Source organism: Terrabacter sp. C0L_2, from assembly GCF_036352015.1.
Taxonomy (GTDB): Bacteria; Actinomycetota; Actinomycetes; order Actinomycetales; family Dermatophilaceae; genus Terrabacter; species Terrabacter tumescens.
The window spans coordinates 1,585,930-1,603,873 of the sequence record NZ_CP143557.1 but is presented as its reverse complement, the minus strand read 5'-3'; the positions used below and the strand labels follow the sequence as shown (position 1 = coordinate 1,603,873).

Sequence of the window (17,944 nt, the reverse complement as noted above, 5' to 3'; positions counted from 1 at the left end):
AGCCGCACAACCGCACGAGGAAGTGCCGACATGACCACGACCACCACGAAACCGACCGAGCTCGAGGACGTCCCGGCCGCCACGGCGACCGACAAGCGTCGGGTGCAGCGCAAGGAGCTCTGGCGCAACCGGGGCCTGCTGCTGCCGGCCGTCATCTTCCTGATCCTGCTGACGCAGATCCCGTTCCTGACGACCATCGGGTTCTCGCTGACGAAGTGGAACCTGCTCTACCCCAACGACCGCGCCTTCGCCGGCTTCGACAACTACACGAGCGCCCTGACCTCCGGCGACCTGTGGCCCTCGATCGTCGCCACGGTGCTCATCACGGCCTTCTCGGTCGTCCTGGCCCTGCTGTTCGGGCTGCTCTTCGCGATGCTGCTCGACCGCAAGTTCCGCGGCCGCGCCCTCGCCCGGACCCTGATGATCACGCCCTTCCTCATCATGCCGGCGGCGGCCGCCCTCATCTGGAAGTACTCGATGTTCGACACGAACATCGGGATGCTCAACTGGCTCTTCCGGACCCTGCACCTGCCGGTCGTGTCGTGGAGCACCGAGCACCCGATGATGACCGTCGTCATCGTGCTGACGTGGCAGTTCACGCCCTTCATGATGCTGATCCTGCTGGCCGGTCTGCAGGGCCAGGACAAGGGCATCCTCGAGGCCGCCCAGGTCGACGGGGCCGGCGCGTGGCGCACCTTCACGTGGATCACGCTCCCCCACCTGCGGATGTACATCGAGATCGGGGTGCTCCTCGGCTCGGTCATCATCCTGCAGGTCTTCGACCCGATCGCCATCCTCACCAAGGGAACCGGCGGCACGAAGACCCTCGCCTACCTCCTCTACGAGCGCGCCTTCATCGGGCTCGACGTCGGGCAGGCAGCGGCATACGGCGTCGTGACCGTCATTCTCACGATCATCGTCGCGACCATCGCGCTCAAGAGCGTCTTCAAGGTCTTCATGGCAGGAGGAAGCCGATGAACAGCTCCAACAGGTCGGCCCGCGGGGCCCTCGTCACCCTCGCCACCTGGATCCTCGTCCTCGTCTTCTTCTTCCCCGTGCTGTGGATGTTCCTCAACGGGTTCAAGCCGGAGTCGCTCGCGTCGTCGGTCAACCCGACGTTCTTCTTCAAGCCCGTCACCGAGGGCTACCAGCTCGCGATGGACCGCGGGATGGCCGGCTATCTCCAGAACTCGCTGACGGCGGCGGTGACGTCGACGATCATCTCGGTGCTCCTCGCGATCCCGGCCGCCTACGCTCTGTCGATCCGGCGGGTGAAGAACGTCGAGAACTCCCTCTCGTTCTTCATCTCCACCCGGTTCATGCCGCTCGCGGCGATCGTGCTGCCGCTCTTCATGATCTTCAAGACGGTCGGCCTGCTCGACAACATCTACGTGCTCGCCATCGTCTACGGCGCCATGAACCTGCCGGTGACGGTGTGGATGATGCGCTCGTTCCTGCTCGAGGTGCCCTTCGAGATCATCGAGGCCGCGCGGGTGGACGGGGCCGGCATGTTCCGCGAGATCGTGCGGATCGTCCTGCCGCTCGTGCTGCCTGGGGTCGCGGCGGCTGCGCTCATCAGCTTCATCTTCGCGTGGAACGAGTACTTCCTCGCGCTGCTGCTGACGAGCTCGGCGGCCCGCACGACGCCGCCGTTCCTCGGGAGTTTCGTGGACGGCCGTGGCCAGTTCCTCGCCGTGCTGTCGGCAGCCGCGACCATCGCCGCCCTGCCCGTCATCATCGCCGGCTGGGTGGCGCAGAAGCAGCTCGTCCGCGGCCTGTCGATGGGTGCCATCAAGTGAGCGACGCTGCAGCAGAGAGCCGCTCGGGTGTCGGTCATGCCGTCGACCGCGCTCGGAGCCTCGAGGACACGGTCGTCGTGGTGACCGGCGCGGGCGGCGCCATCGGCGGCGCGATCTCCCGGCTCGTCCTCGAGGCGGGTGGGCGGGTCGTCGCCGGGGACCTCCGGCCCGACGCGCTGGCCCCGCTCCGGGACGCCTGGGGCGAGGACCGGCTGGCCGTCGCGGTCGGCGACGTCCGGGACGAGGCCACCGCCGACGCGCTGGTCGCGGCGGGTGTCACGGCCTTCGGCCGGGTCGACTCCGTCGTCGCCAACGCAGCCGTCGGCTTCTACGGCGGGGTGCTCGACTACTCCGCGGACGAGGTCTCGCTCATGGTCGACGTCAACGTCAAGGGCACCGTGTGGCTCTCGCGGGCCGCCGTGCGGCAGTTCCGCGCCCAGGGCGACGGCGGCGACATCGTCATCCTCGGCTCCGTCGCCGGCCTGCTCATCGGGGGCGGGAAGGAGGCGGTCTACGCCGCCACCAAGGCCGCCCAGATCAACCTCGGCTACGCCCTCGACCGCGAGCTGCGCTCCGAGGGGATCCGCACCACGACCATCGCGCCGGCCGGCGTCAACACCCCCTTCGCCGCCGCCGACGGGCGCTTCGGCGACCGGGACCCGTCCGAGGCCGACTTCCTCGAACCCGAGGACATCGCCCAGGCCGTCGCCTATACCCTGCGACAGCCGCGCCGGATGCGCACCGAGCTCTGGACCATGTGGAGCCTCTCCGAGTCGCACTGACCACCGTCGCCCGACGACCCGGTGACTGCCGCACGACCCGAGGCCCTCGCGACCTCCCAGACCCTCGAGACCTCCGAGAGAGGACCCACGATCATGACCAACTCCGACGCCGCTGCGTCATCGACGCCGATCCCCTTGTCGCAGAGCACGTATGCCGCCCTCCCGACCGAGGTGAGCCGGCCGGGCTACGACCGGGCGAAGGTCACGGCGAGCATCGTGCACTTCGGTGTCGGTGGCTTCCACCGGGCCCACCAGGCGATGTACGTCGACCGCCTCCTCGAGGACGGGCTCGCGCTCGACTGGGGCATCTGCGGGGTCGGGGCGCTGCCCCAGGACCGCCGGATCGTCGACACCCTCAACGCGCAGGACGGGCTCTACACGCTCGTGGTCAAGCACCCCGACGGGCACCGTGAGGCACGCGTCGTCGGCAGCATCGTCGAGATGATGTTCGCGCCGGACGACCCGCAGGCCGTCGTCGACCGGCTCGCCGACCCGCGCACGCGCATCGTGTCGCTGACGATCACCGAGGGCGGCTACGTCGTCAACCAGGTGACGGGCGAGTTCGACGCCGACGACCCGGCGATCCGCGCCGACCTCGAGGCGGGCGCCGTCCCGCGCACCGTCTTCGGCTACGTCGTCGCGGGTCTCGCGGCGCGACGGGATGCCGGCCAGGCGCCCTTCACCGTCATGTCCTGCGACAACCTGCCGGGCAACGGCGACGTGGCCCGCAGGATGATGACGGCCTTCGCGCGACTGAAGGACCCGTCGCTCGCCGACTGGATGGACGAGCACGTGTCGTTCCCGAACTGCATGGTCGACCGGATCACCCCGGTGACGGCGCTGGAGGACATTGACCGTCTGGCCGACGAGTTCGGTGTCGCCGACGGCTGGCCCGTCGTCTGCGAGCCCTTCACGCAGTGGGTCCTCGAGGACCACTTCACCGACGGCCGCCCGCCCTTCGAGCAGGCCGGGGTGCAGCTCGTCGACGACGTCGTGCCCTACGAGCTGATGAAGCTCCGGCTGCTCAACGCGAGCCACCAGGCCCTCTGCTACCTCGGCTACCTCGCCGACTACCGCTACGCCCACGAGGTGTGCCAGGACCCGCTCTTCGTCGACTTCCTCCTCGGCTACATGGAGCACGAGGGCAGCCCCACGCTGCCGGAGGTGCCCGGCGTCGACCTCGACGCCTACCGGCACGAGCTCATCGAGCGCTTCGCCAACCCGGAGGTGCGCGACACGCTCGCCCGCCTGTGCGCCGAGAGCTCGGACCGCATCCCCAAGTGGCTCGTGCCGGTCATCAACCGCAACCTCGAGACCGGTGGCGAGATCGGCCGCTCGGCGCTCGTCGTCGCGTCGTGGGCGCGGTATGCCGAGGGCACCGACGAGCAGGGCGAGCCCATCGAGGTCGTCGACCGCATCAAGGACCGGGTGATGGCTGCCGCCGCCCGACAGGGAGAGGACCCGCTCGCCTTCCTCCGTGACCGCGACCTCTTCGGCGGCCTCGTCGACGACGAGCGCTTCACCGCGGTGTTCACGGACGCCCTGTCGGCCTTGCACGAGAAGGGCGCCCGGGAGACGCTGCAGTCATGGAGCACCAGGGTGACCACGTGACCGACGGCCGAACGCTCGTCGCCGGGGTCGACAGCTCGACCCAGTCGACCAAGATCGTCGTCTGCGACGCCGAGACGGGGCAGGTCGTCCGGTCCGCCCGCGCCCCGCACCCGGACGGCACCGAGGTGCACCCCGACCGCTGGTGGGACGCCTACGAGCAGGCCGCTGCCGGTGGCATCCTCGAGGGCGTGGCGGCCATCGCCGTGGGTGGCCAGCAGCACGGGATGGTGACGCTCGACGACGAGGACACCGTCGTGCGCGACGCCCTCCTCTGGAACGACACTCGGAGTGCAGGCGCCGCCCGTGACCTCACGGCCGAGCTCGGCGGCGCTGCTGCGTGGGTGGAGGCCGTCGGCTCGGCACTGGTCCCGAGCTTCACGGTGACGAAGCTGCGCTGGCTCGCCGAGCACGAGCCCGAGCACGCTACCCGGGTGGCTCGGGTCGTGCTGCCGCACGACTGGATGACGGGTCGGATCCTCCAGCAGGGCAACGGCTTCGAGCGCTGGAGCACCGACCGCGGCGACGCGTCGGGCACCGGCTACTGGTCGGCGGCCGACGGCGACTACCGTCTCGACCTGCTCGAGCGCGCCCTCGGTCGCGTCGTCGAGGTGCCCGAGGTGCTCTCCCCCGCCCAGCCGGCGGGGCGCACGACCGGAGGCCTGCTCGTCGCTGCCGGGACCGGCGACAACATGGGCGCAGCGCTCGGCCTGACCCTGCAGCCGGGCGACGTCGTCGTGTCGCTCGGCACGAGCGGCACCGTCTTCACCCCCCACCGTTCCGCGATCCGCGACGAGTCGGGCGCCATTGCGGGCTTCGCCGACGCCACGGGCCACCACCTGCCCCTCATGTGCACCCTCAACGCCGCTCGCGTGCTGAGCGCCGCCGCCACGATGATCGGAGTCGATCTCGCAGAGCTCGACCGCCTTGCGCTGCAAGCGAGTCCGGGCGCCGCTGGCCTCAGCCTGCTGCCCTACCTCGACGGCGAGCGCACGCCCGACCTGCCCGACGCGACCGGCACGCTCGCGGGGCTGACGCGCTCGAACGCCACGCCCGAGAACCTCGCGCGTGCTGCCGTCGAGGGGATGCTCTGCAACCTCGTCGCCGGTGTCGACGCGTTGCGTGCCAAGGACGTCGAGGTTGGGCGCATCCTGCTCATCGGCGGCGCGGCGGCCTCGCGCGCCGTGCGCGAGGTCGCTCCCGGGCTCTTCCGAGCACCGGTCGTGGTGCCCGCGCCGGCCGAGTACGTCGGCGTCGGCGCCGCCCGACAGGCCGCGTGGGCCCTGTCGGCTCAGCCGGCCCCGCCGACGTGGGACCTCGAGATCGACTCGGAGTATGCCGTCCGGCCAGGTGACGAGCAGGCGCACGCCGACGTCGTGGCGCGCTACCAGGCGCTCGTCACCCGGACGCACGGGATCTGACCGGGCCTGGCTGCGCCGCACCTACCGGCTGCGCCGCACCTATCGATGCGTGAACGCGGTGATCCGGCCAACGACGAGCGCGAGGAGCACCGCCGCCCCGGCGAACAGGGCGTTGCCCACGCCCTTGACGCCGAGGTAGAGCTCCAGCGTCTGCAGGAGCGACTCGACCGAGGCCGGCGCGCTGAGCCCGACCCGGAGGACGCGTTCGACGGCGGCACACAGGACGGCCGGCAGGGCGACGAGCCACCAGGCGGTCACGAGCCTCGGGGTGCTCCGGTCGACGGGACCGTCGTGGACGCCGCGACGGGCGTTGTGCGTGCCGTGCCACAGGTCGCGCAGGGCATAGGCGCCCAGCACGACGTCGGCCACGGGGACGAACCATCCCCCGACGGCGATTCCGGTGCTGCGGGTGTAGACGTTGTGCGCCGACCGGTCAGAGGTCCAGAGACGGTGCAGCCAGACGAGGAACACCACGAACGCACCGGGAAGGACGTAGGTGATGGGCCACGTCAGGCCCATCAGGCCAGCGCGGGCCGGCGCGGCCGGCGCGACGGGGGCCAGCGTGGAGGTCGGAGCCGGCGGGGCAGCCGGCGCCGCAGCGACCCGGCTCGGTCCGGTCGGCGTGCTCGGTGGTTCGTAGGCCATGACGTTCCTCCCCTGTGAGTGGACGTCTGGAACCTATGGGAGGTCGAGGTGTGGCCGTCGCCGCTCATCCACAGGCCCGCGCGAGGCCCGATCGCCGGGTCAGAGCTCGCTCGCCGCCTGAAGGCGACCGGAGGCCACCGCCTCGGCGAGAGCGGCATGGTCGCCCTCGTTCTTGTCGGCATAGGCCACGGCGAAGTCCGCGACCGCCTCGTCGAACTCGATCCCCTCGCCACCGCCCCCGCCCTCACCACCGCCCGCGCCCTCGGCACCTCCCGCACCTTCGGCCGCGTCCTGCCCGCGCTCCCCCGACCCGAGGTAGGCAGCGATGTCGCGGTGGTCCCCCGACCGGGCATGCGCGCGGGCCAGCGTCCAGGCGCACATCTGCCCCAGCATGTCCAGGGTCGCGTCGTCGATGGTCTCGATCTCGAATCCGCCCTTCCAGTCACGGAACTGGCGGACGTAGAAGTCCCGCTCGACCCCGTCGACCCCGGCGGTGCGCTGCCACCCGAGCAGGATGTCGCTGCTCGCCTGCATGAGCCGCTGCCCCTCGACGACCCGTCGCCCCTGGTTGTCGAAGGTGGGGCCGGGCAGGTGCGCGGCGAGCACCGAGTCGACGGCCTCCTTGGCCTGCAGCATCAACGGGTCCCCCGACTCGTCGAGCAGCAGCATCAGCCAGGCGCGGGTGCCGACCGAGCCGACGCCGACGGCCTTGCGGGCGAGGTCGACCACGCGGAACCGGTCGAGCAGGACGCGTCGGTCGGCCTGCAGGGTGCCGCGGTACTGCACGAGGATCCGGTCGGCCCAGTCGTCGAGGTCCTCGGCGAGGTCCGGGGCGAGGTCGCGCACCGGCACGAGCAGTGGCGGGTCGCTGGCGAAGCGTGGCTGCCCGCCCTCGACGGTGGTCAGCTTGCCCAGCGCATGGGCGGAGTCCCGACTGCGGGACTTCTCCACGACCCGCCGCGTCGTGGCGCGGGACGCCGTGGGCAGCGCCTCCTTGAGCCGGGGCAGGCCGGGTTGCAGCTCGCCCCGGGCGTACCAGACCTCCAGCATCGACTGCGCTGCGAACCGTGCCATCGACAGCCGGTAGGACCGCACGGCTGCCGTCGTGATCGCGCGACGGCGTTTGCGGCGCAAACCGTTTCCGCGGCCGGCGATCTCGAGGCTGGCGGCCAGCCGCTTGACGTCCCACTCGAACGGACCGGGCCACGTCTCGTCGAAGTCGTTGAGGTCGAAGACCTGTCGCCGCTCCGGCGACGCGTAGAGCCCGAAGTTGGACACGTGCGCGTCACCGCACAGCTGGACCGTCAGCCCGGTGCCCGGTGCGGTCGAGAGGTCGGCCGCCATGACGGCCGCGGCGCCGCGGTAGAACGCGAAGGGCGAGGCGAGCATGCGGCCGTGACGGACGGGCAGCAGCTCCGCGATGCGGGCGCGACCCTGCTCCTCGAGGAGGGTGACGACGTCCTGGGCACCCGGGGGTGCGAGCTGCGCGTGGGCAGCGAGCGGCATCCGCGATCGGGCCTCCCGGACGCGCTCGGCACGTGCGGCCGAGGCCTCCGGGAGGGGCCCTTCGGGCGCCCCGCTCACGGGATCACTGCTCCCGCGGTCAGGCCAGCGCCTTGGCCTTGAGGGAGGCGAACTCGTCGGCCGTGATCGCGCCGGTGTCGAGCAGCTCCTTGGCCTTGGCGATCTGCTCCGGGGCCGACGTGCCCGTGCCGGCCACCGAGCGCACGTAGTCCTCCTGCGCCTGGCGGGCCTGCTCGTACGACTTCGCCGTGCGCTCGTTCATGCCACGGCCGCGCACGATGAGGTAGACGATCGCGGTGATGAAGGTGAAGAAGACGAGGCACACGACCCAGAGCGCCTTCATCCCGCCGGAGACCTCGGGGTCGCGGAAGAGGTCAGCGACGATCGAGAACAGCACCATGAGGTACGACGCGAACGCGAAGAAGATGATGATGAACCAGATGATGTCCCAGAACGACATGTTGGGGCGACCTTTCTCGTAGGGCAGCGACCCAGTCGGGTGTGCTCCCTGCCATCGTCACCACCACCCCCGCCCCGCGGCATCATCCTCACGGGGTGACTGTGGCCCGTGGGATCAGCGGTACTCGGGGTTGTGCCAGCCGAAGTGCTCGCCCTGGTTCCACGCCGATCGCACGTTGCCGTATGCCGGCACGCCGCCTGCGTCGTGCAGCATCCTCGCGAGGTGCATGAGGTTCCACGTCATGAACGTCGTGTTGCGGTTGGTGAAGTCGTTCTCTGGTCCCCCGCTGCCGGGGTCGAGGTAGCTCGGGCCCGGGCCGGCCTCCCCGATCCAGCCGGCGTCGGCGTTGGGCGGGATCGTGTAGCCGACGTGCTGGAGGCTGTAGAGCACGTTCTGCGCGCAGTGCTTGATGCCGTCCTCGTTGCCGGTGATGAGGCACCCGGCGACCCTGCCGTAGAAGAGGTACTGCCCCTGGTCGTTGAGCATGCCGCTCAGGGAGTAGATGCGCTCGATGAGGCGCTTGGTGACGCTGGAGTTGTCACCGAGCCAGATCGGTCCGGCGACGACGAGGATCTGGCTGTCGAGGATGCCGGGGTAGATCTCGGGCCAGGCGTCGGTCTCCCAGCCGTGCTCGCGCATGTCGGGGTAGACGCCGGTCGCGACGTCGCGATCGACGAGGCGGATCTCCTCGACGGTGACGCCGTGCTCGCGCATGATGGCCGCGCTCGCGTCGACGAGCCCCTGCGTGTGGCTGGGCTCGGGGCTCTTCTTGAGGGTGCAGTTGACGTAGGTGGCCTTGAGGCCGCTGAAGTCCCAGCCGCTCGGGCCGGCTGTGGTGCTCGTGCTGCTCGTCCCGCTCGTGTCGCTCGTGCTGCTCGTGTCGCTCATGAGCCGACTGTCCTCTGCCGCAACGGACCGCCGCAACGGCCTGGATGTGACGAGGTGCTGACGTCCCGTGGACGTCAGCACCTCGTCGACCGCGTGGCGGCGCCCCTCCCGGCGGTGTCAGCGACGCGTGAGCGCCATGACCTTGCGGATGTAGAGGATGGCGATCACGGCGCCGGCCGCGCCGGCCACCCCGCCGAGGGCTTCGTACGTGAGGCTCGCCTGGACCGAGGTCATGAGCGCGTCGATCGAGTCGGGGCGCTGCAGACCGCTCTCAGCACCACGACCCAGCATGACGAGCACGAGGTTGACGGCGATGACGACCCAGAAGGCGATGACGAGTCGCGGGGTCGCGGCCGGGCGGCCCGGCTTGGCCTGGGGGCTGGCGTGCTCGACGCCCCACAGCAGGTCTCGCAGGGCGAGCGGGCCGAGGACGAAGTTGGCGAACGGGATGAACCAGCCACCGATCGCCATGCCCGTGCCACGCGTGTAGAGGCTGTGGTCGGAGCGGTCCGAGGTCCACACGCGGTGGAACCAGACGAGCAGCAGGATGGCGCAGAGCGCCCCGACACCGAGGATGAGCATGTAGAGGCCGTCGGCGCTCTGGGCCTCGCGCTCCATGGCGGCGAAGTCACGGTCCTCGAGCAGGCCCTTGACCTTGACGTCCATCGAGGTGAGGTAGAGGTTTGCGAGCGCCCCGACGACGAACGCCGCCTGGGCCATGACGGCGACGACGGCCGTGGACTGGCGCCACGGCCGCACCGCGACGTTCTTGAAGTTGGCCGTGACACCCGTCTGGGCGGCGGGCGCAGGCGGCGGTGGTGGTGGTGCCGTGGCCGTGGCGGCCGGCTGGGCGCCGGCCGCGACGGGCGGGACCGTCGAGGCCGTCGAGGCCGTTGGAACCGCGGACGATGCCGGTGGTTCGTACGGTGCGGCGGGCTGGGTCATGTGCGTTCTCCCCTGTCGATGTGACGTGCGCCCGCAACGTAGCGCAGCGCCGACACCGACAAGGGCAGAACGGGACGAACCGCCGCGGTCACATCCGCTCTGGAGACTCCAGCCCGAGCAGGTCGAGACCCGTCGTCATGACACGGAAGACGAGGGCGCACAGGGTCAGGCGCGACTCCTTGACCTCGTCGTGCTCGGCCTTGAGCACGGGACAGTTCTCGTAGAACGCCGAGAACGCCTGGGCCAGCTCGAAGAGGTAGCCGGCGAGCCGGTGCGGCTCGTAGGTGTCGCCGACCTCGGCCACGACATCGCCGAACCCGAGCAGGTGCGTGGCGAGGGCACGCTCGTGCGGCTCACCGAGCAGGATCGGCGCGTGCTGGGCGGCCGGGTCGAGCCCCACCTGGCGGAAGATCGACCGGACGCGGGCCACGACGTACTGCAGGTAGGGGCCCGTGTTGCCGGTGAGCGCGACCATGCGGTCGAGGTCGAAGACGTACTCGCTGTCGTGCGCGACGGACAGGTCGGCGTACTTCACGGCCCCGATGCCGATCTGGCGCGCGATGGTCGCCCGCAGCGTGTCGTCGAGGTCGGGGCGCGTCTCGTCGATGACGGCGCGCGCCTTGTCGACGGCCTCCTCGAGGAGCGCCATGAGCCGCAGAGGTGCACCGGAGCGCGTCTTGAGGATCTTGCGGTCCTCGCCGAGCACGTTGCCGATCTGCACGTGGACGGGCACGACGTCGTCGGGCAGCCAGCCGGCCTTGCGCGCCGTGTCCCAGACCATGTTGAGGTGGAGCGACTGCGGCGCCCCGATGACGTAGAGCACCCGGTGGGCGCGGAGGTCGTGCACGCGGTACTTGATGGTCGCGAGATCCGTTGTGGCATAGCCGTATCCACCGTCGGACTTGCGGATGATGAGCGGCACCGGCTTGCCCTCGCGGCCGGTGTAGCCGTCGAGGAAGACGCACAGGGCGCCGTCGGAGACCTCGGCGATGCCGCGTGACTCGAGCTCCTCGCAGATGCCGGGGAGGGCGTCGTTGTACAGCGACTCGCCCGCGAGGTGCAGGTCGGTCAGCGTGACGCCGAGGGTCGAGTAGAGCTTGTTGAAGTAGACCTTGGACAGGTCGACGAGCTCGTTCCAGAGCCGCAGCGTCTCGGCGTCGCCGGCCTGCAGGAGCACGACCCGGGAGCGGGCCCTGACGTTGAAGTCGCCTGCGCTGCCGGCGGGTTCGGCCTTCTCGGCGGCGTCGAACTTGACGCGGGCCGCCTGGTAGAACGCGTTCGGGTCGGTGACGAGCAGACCCGCCTCGTCCGAGCCCTCACCGACGTCGAGCAGGTGCTCGATGAGCATGCCGAAGGGCGTGCCCCAGTCACCGATGTGGTTCTGGCGGATGACGTTGTGGCCCAGGTGCTCGAGCGTGCGGGCGATGGAGTCGCCGACGACCGTCGTGCGCAGGTGCCCGACGTGCATCTCCTTGGCGACGTTGGGCGCGGAGTAGTCGATGGGGATGTTCTGCGTCGGCTGGAGCGGGACACCGGCGCGCTCGTCGGCCTCGACCTCCTGGAGCAGGCCGGCGATCCACGCGCTCGAGAAGGTGAGGTTGATGAACCCCGGCCCGCTCACCTCGACGGAGTCGCAGACGCCGTCGAGGTCGAGGGCCGCGACGATCTTGGCTGCCACGTCGCGCGGCGGCATCCCGACCTTCTTGGCCAGGGCGAGCGCGGCGTTGACCTGCACGTCGGCGAACTGCGACGGACGCAGCACCGGGTCCGCCTCGCGGTAGTCGTCACCGAGAGCGGCGGCGATCGCGGACTGGACCTTGGGCGTGAGCGCGACGAGCGGGGAAACCATGCCGGTCAGTCTATTTGTGCGCACCGGGTGCCCGCGCCACCGTTTCCGCCGGGCACGGGCGATGGCGTATGCCGCGTGCTCGGGTCCACGTGCTCGCCCGGGTGATCCCGGGGCGTGCTGAGTCGCGGCGGCAGACCGACCCGAACGGGCTCGAAGAGGCGCGGAGGCACGCGGGACCGGCCCGGACAGGGGTGTGGCCACGTGCACCGGGTGCACGTGGCCACGTCGACCTGTGATGACGCGGGCCGTCAGGCCGTGGTCACTCCCCCTCGCGGCGGAAGCCCGCGCGGCGGGCTGCCTCCTCGTTGTAGAACCACACGTCGGGCTCGACGTCGTCGTAGCCGGCGTCGTCGGGGCCGAGGAAGGTCGTGCCGTCGCGACGTCCCTTGATCGCGTGGCCGAGCGGCTGGGCGCCGTCGGCGATGGGTGCGGCGGAGCCGAGTCCGAAGCCGCCGTCGACGACCTCGTCGAAGCCGGACGTCCGTCGACCGGACGCGGGCTGCTCCTCAGCGGACTCCTGCTGGGCCGACTCGTCCTGGACCGGCTGGGCCGACTCGTCCTGGACCGGCTGCTCGACTGACTCGTGGGCCGGCTCGTCGGTCGAGCCCTCCGTCGCGTCGGACGTCGGGTCGTCTACCGACCACGCGGTGTCCGTGGGCGCGGCGCCGTCGTCCTGCTGCTCGTCGCTCTCCTCCGCGACGGGCTCGTCGCCCGCGTCGGCGGTCGGGGCCGCACTCTCGGGGGCGTCGGGGGCGTCGGTCCAGGCCGTGTCGGTGAGACCGTCGTCGCCCGTGTCCGACCCGCGGTCATCGGTCGCGTCCGAGGCACTGTCAGCTGTCGCAGCGGACGCGGTGGCCGGTGCGTGGTCGGCGTCGTCGCTCGCCGGCTCGGCCAGCTCGTCGTCCTCGTCGCTCTCGTGGGAGTGCGGCGCCATGTCGACGTCGAGCCCCTGGTCGGCGGCGTCCTCGTCGCCGGCGTCCTCGTCGAGGCCGCGCTCGCCGGGGGTGGTCGCCCAGGCCTGGCCGCGATGGTCGCCCGGGTCGCTCGCGGGGGTGCCACCGTCCGAGAGGACGTCGTCACGCTCGTCCAGCGCGGGGACCTCGACCTGCTCGGGCTCCTCGGCGTCGGCCACGGGCGGGGCGAAGGAGTGGTCCGTCGCATCGGCAGCCGTCTGGGTTGAGGCGTCGGCGTTCTCGTCGGTGCTCGCGTCGGTGTCGCTGTGCTCGCTCATGGTCGTTGACCTTTCGTCGGGAAGCCCATCCGGTGCACTCCCAGTACCCACTGAGCCCTGCGACGTCGCGTCGTCCTCGTGACCGGCTTCGGCTGCCGCCTCGGGCGTCACCTCGTCCGTCGCCCGGTCCGTCTCCATGTCCGTCGCTGTTTCCGTGTCCTCGGCCGTGTCCTGCCGCGGCGTGCCGAGGACCTCGGGCTCCTCCGACGCGTAGGAGGACTCGTCGGCCGTCTGCTCGTCGACGTCACGGTCGGCCTCGCTCGCGAGGTCGGTGCCCTCGCCCGAGGCCACGGCGGGCTCGGCGGCAGCGGGTGCGAAGGGGTTCTCCGCGTCGGCGAGGTCGTCCTCGTCGTCGTCGTCACGCGTGAAGGCCGCAGCACCCACGGCGGACGCGCCCGCCACGGCTGCGGCACCGGGCGCGCCGCCCCGGTGCGCGGGCTCCTGCCCCGGGAGGCGGTTGCCGTCGTCGTCCACGCGGAAGCCCTCGTCGTCGGTGGCGACGTCGGGGTCGATGCGGTCGGCCTCCCGCTCGAGTCCCGTGTGCTCGACGCGCGCGGCCTCGGCGGTGGCGCGGTGCTGCTCGGCCTGTTCCTCGAGGCGTCGGGCCTCGGCAGCCTGCTGCTGCGCCTCAGCCGCCTGTCGTTCGGCCTGCGCCCTCTGGCGCTCGGCCTCGGCCCTCTGCCGCTCGGCCTCGGCGGCCTGCCGCTCGGCGTCGGCCCGCGCGTCGGCGGCCATGGCGGCGGTGACCGACGCCCGGTCCTGGGTGTCCTGCACCTCGGGACGACGGTCGTCGACGCGGGCGCGGAGCTCGCCGGCCTCGAAGCGACGCGCCTCGACCTCGCGACGGCGCCCTGCCGAGACGAACAACCAGATGATCACTGCAATGACGACGATCGCCACCACGATCCACAGAACCGTCTTGCCTGTGTCGGACATGCCATTCCCCTTACGGATTACGGGTCCTCGCGACCACGTCACCCGAAACCTACTGCGCCGGAGCGCTCCTGCGGCACCCAGCACACCGCTGGACTCGTCTCGCCGGCCGCCGAGCAGGTCAGCGCACGTGCAGGCCGGTCAGCCCAGTCCGAGCTTCTTCGCGGTGGTCTCGCGCATCTCGACCTTGCGGATCTTGCCCGTGACCGTCATCGGGAACTCCTCGACGATCTCGACGTAGCGCGGGATCTTGTAGTGCGCGAGCTGCCCGGTGCAGAACTCACGCAGCGACTCGGCCGTCAGGGGCGTCGCGCCGTCCTTCATCCGGATCCAGGCGCACAGCTCCTCGCCGTACTTCTCGTCGGGGACGCCGATGACCTGGGCGTCGAGGATGTCGGGGTGGGTGTAGAGGAACTCCTCGATCTCACGCGGGTAGACGTTCTCGCCGCCGCGGATGACCATGTCCTTGATGCGGCCGGTGATCTCGACGTAGCCGTCGTCGTGCATGACGCCGATGTCGCCGGTGTGCATCCAGCCGTCCTCGATGGCCTCCGCGGTCTTGTCGGGCTGCTCCCAGTAGCCGAGCATCACCGAGTAGCCCTTGGTCATGAACTCTCCCGCAGTGCCGCGCGGAACCGTCTCTCCCGTCAGAGGATCCGCGATCTTGATCTCGAGGTGCGGACCGACGCGACCGACGGTGCCGACCTTCTGGTCGAAGGTGTCGTCGGTGCGGTTCTGGGTCGACACCGGCGAGGTCTCGGTCATGCCGTAGCAGATCGTCATCTCCTCGATGCCTGACGCGATGAGCTTCTTCATCAGCTCTGCGGGACAAGGAGATCCGGCCATGATGCCGGTGCGCACGCTGGACAGGTCGTAGTCGGCGAAGTCGGGCAGGTTCCACTCGGCGATGAACATCGTGGGCACGCCGTAGAGCGAGGTGACCTTCTCGTCCTGCGTGGCCCGCAGGGTCGCCGCCGGGTCGAAGCCGGGTGCCGGGATGACCATGCAGGCGCCGTGCGTCGTGCATGCGAGGTTGCCCATGACCATGCCGAAGCAGTGGTAGAAGGGCACCGGGATGCAGACGCGGTCGGCCTCGGTGTAGTCGCAGAGCTCACCGACGAAGTAGCCGTTGTTGAGGATGTTGCGGTGGCTCAGGGTCGCGCCCTTGGGGAAGCCCGTGGTGCCCGACGTGTACTGGATGTTGATGGGGTCGGTGTTCTTCAGGCCTGCTTGTATGCCAGCCAGCTCGCTCTCCGGCACCTCGTCGGCGCGCGCGACCAGGTCGTCCCAGTCGGACGTGCCGATGTAGACGACGCGCTCGAGCCCGTCGACCTCGTCCCGCACCTCGTCGACCATCTGGCGGTAGTTGCTCGTCTTGAACGACTCGGCCGCGACCAGCGTCGAGATGCCGGCCTGGCCGAGCACGTACTGCAGCTCGTGGGAGCGGTAGCTCGGGTTGATGTTGACGAGGATGGCGCCCATCTTGGCCGTCGCGTACTGCACGAGCGTCCACTCGGAGCAGTTCGGCGCCCAGATGCCGACCCGGTCGCCGGTCTGCACCCCGATGGCCAGCAGCGCCCGGGCCAGCCGGTCGACGTCGGCCCGCAGCTCGGCATACGTCCACCGCTTGCCCTGCGCGACGTCGACGAGCGCCTCACGCTCGCCGAAGCGCGCGACGGTGGCGTCGAAGTTGTCGCCGATCGTCGTCTCGAGCAGCGGGGTGTCGGTCTCACCCCGGGTGTGCGAGAGCGAGGGGTCGAGGGTGGCGGGCGGAGCAGCGGTCATCGGTGGCCTCCCGGCGTGCGGCGTGGACGGTCTCACCACACCCAACCCCGCGAGGCGACCGCGCACAAGGCACCGCTCCCGATGTGGAGCGAACTCACACGTCGGCGTGGTCCCTGCGGTCATCCTCGTCGTCGTCCCCGCGGTCATCCTCGTCGTCGTCACCGGGCGCCCGGTCGGTGAGTCGCCCGGTGAACATCAGGGCGCCCGCGGCCAGCAGCGCCGTGACACCGAACGCCTCACGCAGCGCGTCGAGGCGCGCGCTGGCGTTGACCTCGGTGATCGCCGACGCCGTGGCGGCGTCGAGCTGGGTGGCGGCCAGGGCCTCGGTGAGCTGCTTGTCGGAGATGAAGGGCACGCCGCCGACGAGCTGGGTCGAGGCCTGGGCCTTGACCGACGCCGGCACGGCCGGGTTCTCCTGGATGCCCGAGGCGACCGAGGCGGTCAGCGTCGCGAGCAGCACCGAGCCAACGAGGGCGGTGCCCAGCGAGGCCCCGAGGTTGGTGCCGGTGTTCTGCAGGCCCCCGACCTCCGCGCTCTCGGAGTCCGGCACCGACGAGACGGTGACGCTGCCGAGCTGCGACGACAGCGCGCCGAGGCCGAAACCGATGAGCAGCATCGGGATCGCGACGACGCCGGCGTTGGCGCCCGGGTCCATGCCGGCGACGAGCACGAGGATGCCGGCGAGCACCGAGAAGAGCCCGATGCGCACGACCCGACGCGGGTTGGCCCGTGGCCACACCTTGGGGATGCCGGCGGCCGCCGCGAGCAGGGCGAACGACAGCGGCAGGATCCGAAGTCCCGTCTGGAGCGCGTCGAGCTCGAGCACGACGGAGAGGAAGAGGGGCACGGCGAAGAAGACGCCCGCCTGGACGATGTACTGCGAGAAGAACATCGTCAGGCCCGCGACGAGCCCCCGGTTGCGCAGCAGCGCCGGACGCAGGAGCGGCTCGCCGCCGGTGCGCACGAGGCGCTCCTCCCAGCGCATGAACGCGAAGACGACGAGCACGCCGAGCAGGATGAGCCAGATCGAGGGCGACGCGCCGAGCACCTTGGGGGCGCCCGGCTTGGCGACGACCCAGCCCCACTCGCTCGTGCGCAGCACGCCGTAGACGACCGAGCCGAGGCCGACCACCGAGAGCACCGAGCCGACGAGGTCGATGCGGGCGGGACTCGGCGGCACGTCGGCCACCTTGCGGAGGAAGGCGATGATCGCGAGGACGATGACGACCTCGCCGGCGAAGACGTAGCGCCACGAGGCGAAGGTCGTGACGGCGCCGCCGATGAGCGGCCCGGCAGCAACGGCCATGGCGCCCGCTGCGGCGACGAGACCGTAGGCGGCGGCGCGCCGCTCGGCTGGGAAGTTCGCGGCGACGAGCGCGACGATCGCCGGCATGATCAGCGAGGCGCCGAGCCCCTCGAGCAGCGACCAGCCGAGGAGCAGCACCAGGAGGTTCGGGGCGAGCGCCGTGACGAGCGAGCCGGCGCCGTAGACGAGCAGCCCGATCGCGAAGGCGCGACGCCGTCCCAGGATCGTGCCGAGCTCGCCGCCCGTGATCATCATCGTGGCCATGACGAGCGTGTAGAGCGTGATCGCGGTCTGGATCCCGCTGATCGTCGTGCCGAGGTCCGAGGCGACGACGGCCATCGAGACGTTCATGACCGAGCTGTCGAGGGTCATGAGGAACTGGCTCGCCGCGAGGACGGCGAGCACCAGTCCGGCGTTGCCCCGCACGGGTGTGCTCGACATGGGCCCAGCGTCGCGCCAGGGCCGGCGGCCGCTCATCACCCCCAGAGGATGAAAGTCCCCGTCGGCAGGGCTCCCCGCATCACCACCCGGAAAGCACGAGACCCCGACCGGCAACCGGTCGGGGTCTCGCGTTCTGTCTCAACACAGAGTGCACCCGTAGGGATTCGAACCCCAAACCTTCTGATCCGTAGTCAGATGCTCTATCCGTTGAGCTACGGGTGCGTCGTTCCTCACCGGGAGGAACGAAAAGTTACCTTAGCGCCTCGGGTCCGCATCCACGAAATCGGCCCCGGACCGCGCCACCCCGAGACCGTCCGGGCGGGCCCG

14 protein-coding genes and 1 tRNA gene are annotated in these 17,944 nt (G+C 70.7%); 5 read left to right on the top strand and 10 right to left on the bottom strand.

Features of this window, described 5'->3' with window-relative positions:
• The first annotated feature begins 30 nt into the window (after positions 1 to 30).
• The 5 genes from U5C87_RS07485 to xylB all read left to right on the top strand — a co-directional run bounded on the left by U5C87_RS07485 (position 31) and on the right by xylB (position 5,610).
• On the top strand, positions 31 to 978 hold the full coding sequence (locus U5C87_RS07485) for a carbohydrate ABC transporter permease (RefSeq protein ID WP_030200966.1): 948 nt from the start codon (positions 31 to 33) through the stop codon (positions 976 to 978).
• Complete coding sequence (locus U5C87_RS07480; protein WP_330475978.1) at positions 975 to 1,799, top strand: carbohydrate ABC transporter permease; 825 nt, start codon at positions 975 to 977, stop codon at positions 1,797 to 1,799. The genes U5C87_RS07485 and U5C87_RS07480 overlap by 4 nt, the downstream gene beginning before the upstream one ends.
• Complete coding sequence (locus U5C87_RS07475) at positions 1,796 to 2,581, top strand: SDR family oxidoreductase (RefSeq protein WP_330475977.1); 786 nt, start codon at positions 1,796 to 1,798, stop codon at positions 2,579 to 2,581. The genes U5C87_RS07480 and U5C87_RS07475 overlap by 4 nt, the downstream gene beginning before the upstream one ends.
• 93 nt (positions 2,582 to 2,674) lie before the next feature.
• A complete protein-coding gene (locus U5C87_RS07470; RefSeq protein WP_330476666.1) occupies positions 2,675 to 4,192 on the top strand; it encodes a mannitol dehydrogenase family protein in 1,518 nt (505 codons plus the stop codon).
• A complete protein-coding gene (gene xylB, locus U5C87_RS07465) occupies positions 4,189 to 5,610 on the top strand; it encodes a xylulokinase (protein WP_330475976.1) in 1,422 nt (473 codons plus the stop codon). Before U5C87_RS07470 ends, xylB begins: the two co-directional genes overlap by 4 nt.
• A 39-nt stretch (positions 5,611 to 5,649) precedes the next feature.
• On the opposite strand, the gene U5C87_RS07460 is transcribed toward xylB, so the two are convergent.
• The 10 genes from U5C87_RS07460 to U5C87_RS07415 all read right to left on the bottom strand — a co-directional run bounded on the left by U5C87_RS07460 (position 5,650) and on the right by U5C87_RS07415 (position 17,839).
• Entirely contained in the window at positions 5,650 to 6,255 is a 606-nt protein-coding gene (locus tag U5C87_RS07460; RefSeq protein WP_330475975.1) for a DUF4328 domain-containing protein, read from the bottom strand.
• Positions 6,256 to 6,354: 99 nt separating this feature from the next.
• Positions 6,355 to 7,839 carry a DUF2252 domain-containing protein gene (locus tag U5C87_RS07455; RefSeq protein ID WP_330475974.1) on the bottom strand — a complete coding sequence of 495 codons (1,485 nt, stop codon included), beginning with the start codon at positions 7,837 to 7,839 and terminating at the stop codon, positions 6,355 to 6,357.
• Between the two features lie 19 nt (positions 7,840 to 7,858).
• The gene (locus tag U5C87_RS07450) at positions 7,859 to 8,239 is read right to left on the bottom strand and encodes an SHOCT domain-containing protein (protein WP_030200941.1); all 381 of its coding nucleotides are present in this window, start codon (positions 8,237 to 8,239) and stop codon (positions 7,859 to 7,861) included.
• A 114-nt stretch (positions 8,240 to 8,353) separates the two neighbouring features.
• Positions 8,354 to 9,127 (bottom strand): flavodoxin family protein, encoded by a 774-nt coding sequence (locus tag U5C87_RS07445; protein ID WP_330475973.1) that lies wholly within the window; start codon positions 9,125 to 9,127, stop codon positions 8,354 to 8,356.
• A 117-nt stretch (positions 9,128 to 9,244) separates the two neighbouring features.
• A complete protein-coding gene (locus tag U5C87_RS07440; protein ID WP_330475972.1) occupies positions 9,245 to 10,072 on the bottom strand; it encodes a DUF4328 domain-containing protein in 828 nt (275 codons plus the stop codon).
• Positions 10,073 to 10,160: 88 nt separating this feature from the next.
• Complete coding sequence (gene argS / locus U5C87_RS07435) at positions 10,161 to 11,921, bottom strand: arginine--tRNA ligase (protein ID WP_330475971.1); 1,761 nt, start codon at positions 11,919 to 11,921, stop codon at positions 10,161 to 10,163.
• A gap of 259 nt (positions 11,922 to 12,180) precedes the next feature.
• Entirely contained in the window at positions 12,181 to 14,088 is a 1,908-nt protein-coding gene (locus U5C87_RS07430; RefSeq protein ID WP_330475970.1) for a sunset domain-containing protein, read from the bottom strand.
• Between the two features lie 138 nt (positions 14,089 to 14,226).
• Positions 14,227 to 15,870: an AMP-binding protein gene (locus U5C87_RS07425; protein WP_330475969.1), complete on the bottom strand. Its 1,644-nt coding sequence runs from the start codon at positions 15,868 to 15,870 to the stop codon at positions 14,227 to 14,229.
• A gap of 94 nt (positions 15,871 to 15,964) precedes the next feature.
• The gene (locus tag U5C87_RS07420) at positions 15,965 to 17,617 is read right to left on the bottom strand and encodes an MFS transporter (RefSeq protein WP_330475968.1); all 1,653 of its coding nucleotides are present in this window, start codon (positions 17,615 to 17,617) and stop codon (positions 15,965 to 15,967) included.
• 149 nt (positions 17,618 to 17,766) lie between these two features.
• Positions 17,767 to 17,839 (bottom strand) — tRNA-Arg (locus U5C87_RS07415).
• Positions 17,840 to 17,944: the final 105 nt, after the last annotated feature.

What these genes read in the sequence shown, in the direction of transcription:
- U5C87_RS07485 (WP_030200966.1), top strand. Translation starts at nt 31, where the DNA reads ATGACCACGACCACCACGAAACCGACCGAGCTCGAGGACGTCCCGGCC.
- U5C87_RS07480 (WP_330475978.1), top strand. Translation starts at nt 975, where the DNA reads ATGAACAGCTCCAACAGGTCGGCCCGCGGGGCCCTCGTCACCCTCGCC.
- U5C87_RS07470 (WP_330476666.1), top strand. Translation starts at nt 2,675, where the DNA reads ATGACCAACTCCGACGCCGCTGCGTCATCGACGCCGATCCCCTTGTCG.
- U5C87_RS07460 (WP_330475975.1), bottom strand. Translation starts at nt 6,255, where the DNA reads ATGGCCTACGAACCACCGAGCACGCCGACCGGACCGAGCCGGGTCGCT.
- U5C87_RS07450 (WP_030200941.1), bottom strand. Translation starts at nt 8,239, where the DNA reads ATGTCGTTCTGGGACATCATCTGGTTCATCATCATCTTCTTCGCGTTC.
- U5C87_RS07445 (WP_330475973.1), bottom strand. Translation starts at nt 9,127, where the DNA reads ATGAGCGACACGAGCAGCACGAGCGACACGAGCGGGACGAGCAGCACG.
- U5C87_RS07440 (WP_330475972.1), bottom strand. Translation starts at nt 10,072, where the DNA reads ATGACCCAGCCCGCCGCACCGTACGAACCACCGGCATCGTCCGCGGTT.
- argS (WP_330475971.1), bottom strand. Translation starts at nt 11,921, where the DNA reads ATGGTTTCCCCGCTCGTCGCGCTCACGCCCAAGGTCCAGTCCGCGATC.
- U5C87_RS07430 (WP_330475970.1), bottom strand. Translation starts at nt 14,088, where the DNA reads ATGTCCGACACAGGCAAGACGGTTCTGTGGATCGTGGTGGCGATCGTC.
- U5C87_RS07425 (WP_330475969.1), bottom strand. Translation starts at nt 15,870, where the DNA reads ATGACCGCTGCTCCGCCCGCCACCCTCGACCCCTCGCTCTCGCACACC.
- U5C87_RS07420 (WP_330475968.1), bottom strand. Translation starts at nt 17,617, where the DNA reads ATGTCGAGCACACCCGTGCGGGGCAACGCCGGACTGGTGCTCGCCGTC.